Below are 10,385 nucleotides of genomic sequence, written 5' to 3'. Positions count from 1 at the left end.
CGCCCCGTGACCGCCGAGCGGACTCGTCCGCGGCCCGATCTCGTCCTCGCTCGCGAGGCGGCGGGCCGCATGCGCGAGCAGATCGCGCGGGCGGGCGGGCGCGAGGTCAGCTTTCTCGCCACCGTGACCCCCGAGCGCGTCATCGTTGACCCGCGCACCGTGGCCCGTGGCAATCGAGCCGCCGTGCTCGCCGCCGCCAACGACGCGCGCACCGGCGAGATCATGCTGCACAACCACCCCTCGGGGGTGCTGGAGCCCTCCGACGCGGACCTCCACGTGGCCGGACAGCTCTACGAGCAGGGCGTCGGCAGCGCCATCGTCGACAACCTGGCGCGGGCGCTGTACGTGGTGGTGGAACCGCCGCCGCCGTCGTCGCTCGAACCCCTGGATATCCCCGAACTGGAGGCGGTGGCCGCCCCGGGCGGCGCGCTGTCGCGCCTGCACGGGCGCTATGAGGATCGTCCGGGCCAGCGCGCCATGCTGGCGGAGGTGGCGCGGGGATACAATCAGGGAGGGGTGACCCTGGTGGAGGCCGGCACCGGCACCGGAAAGTCGGTCGCCTATCTGCTCCCCGCGGCCCGCTGGGCGATCCGCAACAAGGAACGCACGGTCGTCTCCACCAACACCATCAACCTGCAGGAACAACTCGTCGCCAAGGATCTTCCCCTCGTGCGCGAGCTTCTGGGAGAGGACTTCCGCTGGGCGCTGATGAAGGGCCGGGGGAACTACATCTCCATCCGCCGCGCGCACCTGGCGGCGGAAGGCGCGGCCACCCTCTTCGAGGAGGACCGCACCCGCGAAGTCAACGGGCTGCTCGACTGGATCGCCGCAACGGAGGACGGATCGCTCGCAGACCTGGCGACTGCCCCGTCCCGCGAAGTATGGGAGGAAGTGCAGTCCGACTCCGACATCTGCCTGCACGCCCGCTGCCCGCACTTCCAGTCCTGCTTCTACCAGCGCTCGCGCCGGGTTGCGGCATCGGCCGACGTGCTGGTGGTGAACCACCACCTGCTGTTCTCCGACCTCTCCCTGCGCATCGTCACCGACAACTTCACCCAGTCCGCGGCGCTGCCGGCGTACCGGCGACTGATTCTCGACGAAGCGCACAACGTCGAGGACGCCGCCACCAGCCACTTGGGTGCAAGCCTGAGCCGAAAAGGGCTGGGCGCCACGCTGACCCGCCTGGAACGCGTGGCGGGCGTGGTGCGCCGCAAGCTCACCGGCCTGCCCACGGCTACGGAGGATGGCGTGCGGCCGGAGGGCTCCCTGGCACGTCCCGCCGCAAAACCGCTTCTGGACCGCCTGACGGACCGGGTGCTCCCATCGCTCACGCAGGCGCGCGCGGCATTCCAGGCCTTCTTCGAGATCCTCGACGAGATGACGCCCCTCCCCGGAGGCGTGCGCGTCAGGCTGGGTTCCGAGCAACTCCCCGAACCGATCGACCGGGCTCGCGTGCATGAGAACTTCAGCGCGCTGCTGGACGCGCTCGCTGGGCTGGCCCGCGAACTTTCGGAACTGTCCCTGCGCATCGAGCTCACCGACGAGTGGCGCGAACCGCTGGAGGGCAGGATCCTCGATCTGCGCAGCATCGAGCGCCGCCTGACCAATGCTTCGCGGAGCCTGCGCCTCGTCCTGGATCCGGCGGAAGACGGACAGCGATACGTTCGCTGGGTGGAGCAGAGAAGCGCCCGGCGCGGCAAACGGCGCAATCTGCACCTCGCCGCCGCGCCCATCGAGCTGGACGAACTGCTCAGAGAACAGTTGTTCGAGCGCGTTCGCACCACCGTGCTCACCTCCGCGACCCTGACCACGCGCAAGGACTTCAGCTTTCTGCGAAGACGTCTCGGGCTCGCCGGCGATACCGGGGAGGTGGGCGCCCTGAAGGTCGATGAAGCACGCATCGACTCTCCTTTCGACTTCGGTGCGCAGACCCTGCTTTGCGTCCCGTCGGACCTGCCCCGGCCATCGTTCGGAATTTCCGCGGGAAGCGGTTCCTTCGATCGTGCCACGGCCCGGGCGGTGGCCGCGCTCGCCGACATCTCCGGGGGTGGGCTGTTCGCCCTCTTCACCTCGCATCGATCCCTGCGCGCGGTGGCGAAGGCGCTCAGGGCGGAGGGAGCGGGATCCTGGCCGCTGCTGGTGCACGGCGAGGATGACCGGTCCCGGCTCCTGGCCCGCTTCGTCGAGGCGGGCAACGCCATCCTGCTGGGCACGTCCTCCTTCTGGGAGGGAGTGGACGTGCCCGGCCGCCCCCTGCGCGCACTGCTCATCCAGAAGCTTCCGTTCAGCGTCCCCACGGATCCCGTGGTCGAGGCACGCATGGAAGCCATCGAGGCGGCCGGAGGGAATCCGTTCCAGGAGTTCATGCTGCCTCAGGCGGCGCTTCGCCTGCGCCAGGGATTCGGTCGCCTGGTGCGCTCGCGCCGGGACCGGGGGGCCGTGGTGCTGCTGGACTCGCGCATCGTCAAGTACCGCTACGGCCGCTACCTGCTCGACTCGCTCCCCCCGGCGCCGCTCGCCCACGGGCCCTGGCGCCGCGTGGAGGAGTACTTGCGCGCATTCTACGAGCCCGCCGGCGAACCGCAGGCCGCGCAGCACACCGGATAGGCAAGAGCCGGGACACGGCCGGCAGCTTGTCCCCCGCGACCAACGGGGTACATTACCAGCGTTCGCGGTCTCCCCTTCACGCGACAGAGGTCCTGCCTCTGCGCGGCACCCGAATCGGGCTCTGATTCCATGAAACGGATCGCCGGCATACTCGTCGCAGCCTTCTACGCGGTCATAACCTTCCTGGCCTTCGGCCACTCGGCGGATGGATGGGCCGGCGGGCACGCCGACCTGGGCTTCTGGTGGGCCGTGATCGGTGGCTTCCTCGCCGTCGCCGGATTGGGGGCATTGGTCGGCACGCTTCTGCACACGCGCCGGAGGAACCGCTTGCCATCGGGCGGTTAGAAGGCCGAAACCGCGCGCGGCTGCCTCGGACGGGTCCCGATTCGACCTCTGATCACCTCAACCACGGAAAGCACGGGCGCGTCCCCATGAGCCTGAAGAATATCCCCACCAAGATCGTGTGCGTAGGAAAGAACTATGCGCTCCACGCACAGGAGCTGGGCACCGAGGTTCCCCCTGAGCCGATCATCTTCCTGAAGCCGGTTTCCTCGCTGCTGGCCTCCGGCGAGACCATCCGGATGCCTTCGTGGGCCGGGCGGGTGGACTTCGAGGGAGAGATCGCGTTGGTGGTGGGGAAGCGTGCCCGCGGGGTGGCGCGCGAGGATGCCTGGGACGTGGTCGATTCCATCGTCCCGCTGAACGACGTGACCGCGCGCGAGCTGCAGCGCAGGGACGGACAGTGGACGCGCGCCAAGAGCTTCGACACCTTCTGCCCCGTGGGTGAACCGGTCCCGGTGGCCGACGTGGATGTCGGCCAGCTCGAGGTGATCACGCGCGTCAACGGGCACGTGCGCCAGCACGCCCATGTGAACACCATGGTGTTCCCGATCCCCGAGCTGGTCCGCTTCATCACCGCGGTCATGACCCTCGAGCCGGGGGACCTGATCGCGACCGGCACGCCCGACGGCATCGGACCGCTCGCTCCCGGCGACCGGGTCGAAGTCGAGATCCCGGGCGTCGGGACGGTGGCCAACCCGGTGGCGGTGGAGGAGGTCGATTCGAGCTGATGAGGGATGCGCCCGCGGCCCGCTCGATCGCCTCCTCCGGGGCTCCCCGGTGGGTGCGCTGGGTCGCGGCAGCCATCTCCGTGGCGACGCATGCGATCGTGATTCTGGTCTATCCGCATCTGAACCCCGAGGCGGCGCCCGCTCTCCCGCCCCTGCCTGTCTTCGTACCAGCCAGCCAGGACGGCATGCAGATCGTGCAGCTGCTCGAACTCGAGGAAGCGACCCCGGAGCCTGCTCCGGAGCCGGAGCCCGAGGTCGTCCCGGCGCCCGAGCAAGCGGAGCTTCCGGAGGACGCGAGTCCGACGGTCGTCGTGGCCGACGTCGAAGTCCCGGCAGGCGACCCGCGCACCGCCGCGGAGCGGTTGCGGCCCTTCATGAACAACCCCGAGGTCTGGCGCCCCATCGACCCGGAGTTGCTCGACCTCACCCTCGAGGAGCGCGCCCGCTTCGAGATGGCCGCGGTCCTCGAGCTCTGGATCGACTCGATCACGACCGCAGAGGCCGCCCGGGTCGCCGCGATGGACTGGACCTACACGGACGCCGACGGCGGCCGCTGGGGATTCTCCCCGGGCAAGATCCACCTGGGCAACATTACGCTCCCGCTTCCCTTCCAGTTCGGTCCCAACCCCTCGCGCATCAACGAGCTGCGGGAACGCGACTGGGAATGGATGGAGCTGCAGCGGGGCGCGGTTGCGGCCGCCGTGGAGCAGTCCTGGAAGGACCGCGCGCGGGCGATCCGTGAACGCATGGACACCGAGCGCGCGGTGGCGCGCGGGGATTCGGTGCGCCGCCCGCCGGGGACATGACCGACCTCAACCTGCCGCCCCGTCTCGATCCCGGCCGGATCGAACCACGCATCTACCGCCGCTGGCTCGACGGCGGGTACTTCCGCATGACCGCCGAGCGGGCCCGGGAGCAGGGCACCGAGCCGTTCGTGGTCGTCATCCCGCCCCCCAACGTGACCGCGGTCCTGCACATGGGGCACGGGCTCAACAACACCATCCAGGACGTGCTGGTGCGATGGCGCCGCATGCAGGGACGGGCGGCCCTCTGGGTCCCCGGCACCGACCACGCCGGCATCGCCACCCAGAACGTGGTCGAGCGCCAACTCGCCGCCGAGGGCAAAACCCGCCACGACCTCGGCCGTGAAGCCTTCCTCGCGCGTACCTGGGAATGGATCGACAGGACCGGCGGCCTGATCCTCGAGCAGTTGCGCGCGATCGGCTGTTCGTGCGACTGGGAACGCACTCGCTTCACGCTCGAGCCGGCGTTGAGCAAAGCCGTGCGCACCGTGTTCGTGCGCCTCTTCGAGAAGGGCCTGGTCTATCGCGGCGAGTACATCGTCAACTGGTGCCCCCGCTGCCTGACCGCGCTTTCCAACGAGGAAGCCGAGGGGCATGAGGTCGAAGGGACGCTTTACGATCTGCGCTATCCTCTGGAAAAGGCCGCCTGGGACCGCGCCGCCGAGGCACGCCGCCTGGGCGGATCGCTGGACCGCGCGGACGATGGCTCCTGGTATCTGACGGTTTCCACGACGCGCCCGGAGACCATGCTGGGCGACACCGCCGTGGCGGTCAATCCGCAGGATGAGCGCTACGCCGGACTCATCGGCGCCCAAGCCGTGCTTCCGCTGGCCGGCCGTCGCATCCCCATCGTCGGCGACGATTTCGTCGATCGCGATTTCGGTACCGGGATGGTGAAGGTCACGCCCGCGCACGACATCAACGACTTCGAGATCTCTCGCCGCTCCGGGGCTCCGCTCCTGAACATCCTCACCCGGGATGCGCGTCTGAACGAGAACGTCCCGCCGGCCTTTCGCGGGATGAGCCGCGAGGAGGGACGCGGCGCCGTGCTGAAGGCGCTGGAGGCGGGCGGATTGGTAGCCGGCTCGAAGCCGCACCCGCACACCGTGCCGCGCTGCTATCGCTGCGACACGGTGGTCGAACCCCGGTTGAGCAAGCAGTGGTTCGTGCGCATGGAACCGCTCGCCGAACCGGCGCTCCAGGCTTCGCGCGACGGCGTCGTGACCTTCGTCCCCGAGCGACGCCGCAACGACTACGAGAAGTGGATGGAGAACATCCGCGACTGGTGCGTCTCGCGGCAGTTGTGGTGGGGGCACCGCATCCCCGTCTGGTACTGCGGGTGCGACAACATCTTCGCCGCGCTGGAGGACCCGGACGCCTGTCCGACCTGCGGCTCCGGGGACCTGGAGCAGGATCCCGACGTGCTCGATACCTGGTTCTCGTCCTGGCTGTGGCCCTTCTCGGTTTTCGGGTGGCCCGAGGAATCCGAGGACCTCGATGTCTTCTACCCCGGGCACGTCCTCTCCACCGCCCCGGAGATCCTCTTCTTCTGGGTCGCCCGGATGATCATGTCCGGGTTCGAAGTCATGGGGGAGACGCCCTTCACCCAAGTGTATCTGCACGGCACGGTGCGCGACATCAGCGGGCACAAGATGTCCAAGTCCCGCGGCAACGGGATCGATCCGCTCGAGGTGGTCAGGCGCTTCGGAGCCGATGCGCTGCGCTATACGATGGTGGCCGAATGCGGGGTGGGAGCGGACATCCGCCTGGACCACACCGATCTGGAGGCTTCGTTCGCGCCGGGGCGCAACTTCGCCAACAAGCTCTGGAACGCCGGCCGCTTTACGCTCGCGAACCTCGGGGACGAACCAGCTCCGCGTCCCGAGGATGTGGAGGAGGATCTGGAGCTGGCCGACCGCTGGATGCTGTCGCGATTGTCCGTCTCCTGCCGGGAGGTGACGCAGGCGCTCGAAGCGTTCCGGCTGCACGAGGCCGCGGAGCGGCTGCGCCAGCTCTTCTGGGGCGAGTTCGCCGACTGGTACCTGGAGATGGTCAAGCCCCGCCTTCGCGGCGATGCGGGGGAGGCGAGCCGGACGGCGGCCAGGGCGACGCTGGCCCGCGCCTTCGACACCATCCTGAGGCTGCTTCACCCCGTCGTGCCGTTCGTTACCGAGGCGCTGTGGGAACGGTTGCGGCTTCCGGAGGGCGCCGAACGCCCTCCCGCGCTGATGGTGGCGCCGTGGCCCGAGGCGCAGTCCCGGTGGGAGGCGCCCGGGGTGGAACGTGAGATGGCGGCTCTGCAGGAACTCATCACCGGGGTTCGGCGCCTGCGCAAGGAATACGGGGTCGGGGAGGGCCGGCGGGTAAGGGTTGTCCTCACCTCGGTGCCCCCCGGTTTCACGGAGACGCTGGCCGCCGGGGCAGAGGCGATCGCGAGGCTCGCGCGCGTCGAGGCGGTGATGCTCGACGGAAGGCCTCGCGGCGTAGGCGCGCATGCGGTCCTGCAGAACGGCGCCGAAGTCTTCATTCCGCTCGAGGACGTCATCGACCTGGACCGGGAGCGGGACCGCCTCCGGCGGGAGGTCGCGCGCCTCGGCGGACAGATGCACGGGGCCCGGCGCAAGCTGGCCAACCGGAATTTTCTCGAGCGCGCGCCCGAACGGGTTGTGGCCCACGAGCGCGACAAGCTCGCCAGTTTCCGCGAACAGCACGACAAGCTGCAGGAGAAACTGGCGGCGCTGGCGCACCGGTGATCCCCGCATTCGAACGGCCGCGGGGCAGGGATCCGGGGCGGACGCCCCTGCTGCTGCCCGCTCTGCTCGGCGCGCTGATGGCGGGGTGTGCGCGCGAAGCCACCCCTCCCGGCGGCCCTCCCGACCGGCTTCCCCCGATCGTGATCCTGAGCGAGCCGGATACATTCTCCACCGTTGAGCCCTTCCGTTCTCCGGTGACCCTCCGCTTCAGCGAGCGCATCAGCGAGCGACCCAGCGCGGGCACCCTGGACCAGTCGGTGGTGGTGTCGCCGGCCTCGGGCGAGGTGCGCGTGTCGCACGGCCGCGAGGGACTCACGGTGCGCGCTCTGGGCGGATTCGAGGCCGGGCACATCTACCGCGTGACGGTGCTGCCGGTCATTCAGGACATGTTCGGCAATGCCCTTCAGGAACCCTTCGAACTGTTTTTCTCGACCGGGCCGGAGTTCACCCCCAACGTTGTCGCGGGCTCGGTCGTCGACCGGCTTACGGGCGAGCCCCTTCGTGACGCGCGGGTGGATGCGGCGGTCGCCGAAAGCGGCGTGGTGCACACCGCCGTCACCGACAGCGCGGGGATCTTCGCGCTGCGCTACCTGCCGGCGGGCGACTATGTGGTGAGCGCCTACCTGGACCGCAACCGGAACGCCCAGCCCGACTTCACCGAGCCCCAGGGAACGCGTCCGGCCCCATTGAACGGCGCTGGCGAAGCCGCCGACACGACGATTGTGCTCGAGGTCGCGCTGCTGGCGCGCGACACCACCTCGGCCCGGCTCGCGCGCGTTACCGTCGAGGACTCCATCAGCCTCGGCGTCTCCCTCGACGACTACCTCGATCCGGAACTCCCATTGGACGATGTGCGCGTCGTGGTCACTTCCGACAGCGTCGACGCGCCCGGAGCCCTGGCCGTCCTCCATCAGCACGAGGCGGACGCCTATCGGAGCGCGCTGGCCGACAGCCTCGCGCGGGAACAAGCCGTTCGGGACAGCGTGGCGCAGGCGCAGGCGGATTCGGCGGCGCAGGCGGAGGCTGCGGCAGGGGATACAACGGCGGCAGCCGATCCCGAAGCCGCACCCGGGCCGGCCGAGACGGAACCCGCCCCGCCGCCCGCTCCGGCGGCGCAGGACGCGCCGGAAGCCGGGGAGGCGGAGCAGGAAGAGCCCACGGCGCAGCAAACCTTCGTCGTTATCCTGGACGGGGTGTTGGTCCCCGAGGTGCCCTACGAGGTCGAGATATCGAACATCACCAACATCAACGGCGTGGGGGGAGGCGGGGGCACCGTCGGCTTTACCCGTCCCGCCCCGCCCCCGCCCCCCGAAGACACCACGCAAGCCGAGGCGGACAGCGTTGCCACGGATACCATCCCGGCGGCCCCTGGCGACACGCTCCCTCCCGCCGACTCGACTGCTCGCGACACCATTCCCGCGGCAGCGGACGCCCCCGGGGAAGCAACGCCCGACGACACGCTGACCGTCCCGGCCGACTCGACCGCTCGCGACACCATTCCGCTTCCGGCCGACTCCGTCCGCAGGGACACGATCCCGTCGCCGGCCGCAGACTCCCTGCGCCGCGACACGGTTTCGGCACCACCGGGAGATTCGGTGCGCCGCGACACCGTCGCGCTTCTCCCGGCCACCAACCTCCCCTTGCGCGCCAGGCGGGCGCGGATGCCGCCGGCGCGGAGCCGGTTCTCCCGCGGTTCGCCGCCGCGCACGGCGCGATGACCGATCCGCGCCGCCACCTGCCGAGCGTCGACCGGGCGCTGGCTTCCACCGCCTTCGCCGCGCTGCTCGCCGAGCATCCGCGCCAGCGGATCGTCCACCACCTGCGCTCGGCGCTGGACCACGCCAGGGAGGATCTCGCGCGCGGAACCGGCCACGCGCCGCCGGACATCGGCGACTTCGCCGGCGAGGTCGAAAAGGCGCTGGTCCTGGACGGCATCCCCTCCCTCCGGCCGGTGATCAACGCCACCGGCGTGGTGCTCCACACCAACCTGGGCCGGGCGCCCATCGCGCCTGCCGCCCGCTCCGCCATGGCCCGCGCCGCGCGCGGGTACGGCAACCTGGAGTTCGACCTGGAGCGCGGGAGCCGCGGGTCGCGCTACGTGCACTGCGTACAACTCCTGCGGGAACTCACGGGGGCCGAAGCCGCGCTCGTGGTCAACAACGCCGCCGGCGCGCTCGTGCTGGGCATGAACACCCTCGCAGCGGGGAAGGAAGTCGCGGTCTCGCGGGGAGAACTGGTAGAGATCGGAGGCGGCTTCCGCATACCGGAGATCCTGGTACGCAGCGGGGTCCGGCTGCGCGAAGTGGGCTCCACCAACCGCACCCGCGTCGGCGACTACCAGGCAGCGCTCAACACCGGCGAGGTCGCGGCGCTGCTCAAGGTGCACCGCTCCAACTTCCGCATCGAGGGGTTCACCGAAGAGGCCGGCGTTGCCGAGCTGGCCGAGCTGGCCGATCGCCTGGGTGTCCACTTCTTCCACGACCTGGGCACCGGGCTGATGATGGACCCCGCCGCGCTCGGCCTTCCGGGAGAACCGCGGGTGGCCGACAGCCTGGCGAACGGTGCTCACGTGGTCGGCTTCTCGGGGGACAAGCTGCTGGGCGGCCCGCAGGCCGGCATCCTCGTGGGACGGGGGGAGCCGATCGCGAGGATGCGGCAGAACCCGCTCTGCCGCTCCCTGCGCGTCGACAAGGTGACGCTGGCGGGGCTCGAGGCGACCCTGCGCCTCTACAGGGATCCCGGCCGCGCGCTGAGGGAGATCCCGGCGCTGCGCATGATCGCCGCCTCTCCGGGGGAGCTGCTCGAGCGGGCTACCCGCCTCGCCGCCGCTCTCGAAGCCCGGGGCGTGCCAGGCCGCGTGAGGCGCGGAACTTCGCTGGTGGGGGGCGGCACCTGTCCGGGGGTCGCCCTCGACACGTTCGTCGTGGAACCGGACACCGGTGCGCGATCCGTGTCCGCCGTCGCCGGGCGCCTGAGACGCGGCGATCCGCCGGTGCTTGCGCCCGTGGAAGCCGATCGCCTCATCCTCGATCCTCGTACTGTCGAGCCGGAAGAGGAGTCGCTGCTCGTGGAGCGGGTTGTGCGCGCGTGCCTTCCGGACGAGGATTAAGGCACGATGTGTGCGGGCCCGCAAGGCGCCGGCGCGCGAGCCG

General features: G+C 70.2%; 7 protein-coding genes. All 7 read left to right on the top strand.

What is annotated here, in order from left to right:
• The first annotated feature begins 6 nt into the window (after positions 1–6).
• Entirely contained in the window at positions 7–2,607 is a 2,601-nt protein-coding gene (locus OXU32_17365) for a DEAD/DEAH box helicase (protein MDE0075723.1), read from the top strand.
• A gap of 129 nt (positions 2,608–2,736) precedes the next feature.
• Positions 2,737–2,952 (top strand): hypothetical protein, encoded by a 216-nt coding sequence (locus OXU32_17360; protein MDE0075722.1) that lies wholly within the window; start codon positions 2,737–2,739, stop codon positions 2,950–2,952.
• Between the two features lie 86 nt (positions 2,953–3,038).
• Positions 3,039–3,677, top strand: coding sequence for a fumarylacetoacetate hydrolase family protein (locus OXU32_17355; protein ID MDE0075721.1), 639 nt, complete (start codon positions 3,039–3,041; stop codon positions 3,675–3,677).
• Positions 3,677–4,483, top strand: coding sequence for a hypothetical protein (locus tag OXU32_17350; protein MDE0075720.1), 807 nt, complete (start codon positions 3,677–3,679; stop codon positions 4,481–4,483). The genes OXU32_17355 and OXU32_17350 overlap by 1 nt, the downstream gene beginning before the upstream one ends.
• Positions 4,480–7,233, top strand: a complete 2,754-nt coding sequence (locus tag OXU32_17345) for a valine--tRNA ligase (protein ID MDE0075719.1) — start codon at positions 4,480–4,482, stop codon at positions 7,231–7,233. Before OXU32_17350 ends, OXU32_17345 begins: the two co-directional genes overlap by 4 nt.
• Positions 7,230–8,951: an Ig-like domain-containing protein gene (locus tag OXU32_17340; GenBank protein MDE0075718.1), complete on the top strand. Its 1,722-nt coding sequence runs from the start codon at positions 7,230–7,232 to the stop codon at positions 8,949–8,951. Before OXU32_17345 ends, OXU32_17340 begins: the two co-directional genes overlap by 4 nt.
• Positions 8,948–10,342 (top strand): L-seryl-tRNA(Sec) selenium transferase, encoded by a 1,395-nt coding sequence (selA, locus tag OXU32_17335; GenBank protein MDE0075717.1) that lies wholly within the window; start codon positions 8,948–8,950, stop codon positions 10,340–10,342. The genes OXU32_17340 and selA overlap by 4 nt, the downstream gene beginning before the upstream one ends.
• Positions 10,343–10,385: the final 43 nt, after the last annotated feature.

It is taken from the genome of Gammaproteobacteria bacterium (assembly GCA_028819075.1).
Lineage (GTDB): Bacteria > Gemmatimonadota > Gemmatimonadetes > Longimicrobiales > Gaopeijiaceae > BD2-11.
This window is presented reverse-complemented; position numbering and strand designations above follow the sequence as displayed.

Coding starts and splice junctions, on each gene's coding strand:
- OXU32_17360 (MDE0075722.1), top strand. CDS start 2,737: ATGAAACGGATCGCCGGCATACTCGTCGCAGCCTTCTACGCGGTCATA.
- OXU32_17345 (MDE0075719.1), top strand. CDS start 4,480: ATGACCGACCTCAACCTGCCGCCCCGTCTCGATCCCGGCCGGATCGAA.
- selA (MDE0075717.1), top strand. CDS start 8,948: ATGACCGATCCGCGCCGCCACCTGCCGAGCGTCGACCGGGCGCTGGCT.
- OXU32_17355 (MDE0075721.1), top strand. CDS start 3,039: ATGAGCCTGAAGAATATCCCCACCAAGATCGTGTGCGTAGGAAAGAAC.
- OXU32_17350 (MDE0075720.1), top strand. CDS start 3,677: ATGAGGGATGCGCCCGCGGCCCGCTCGATCGCCTCCTCCGGGGCTCCC.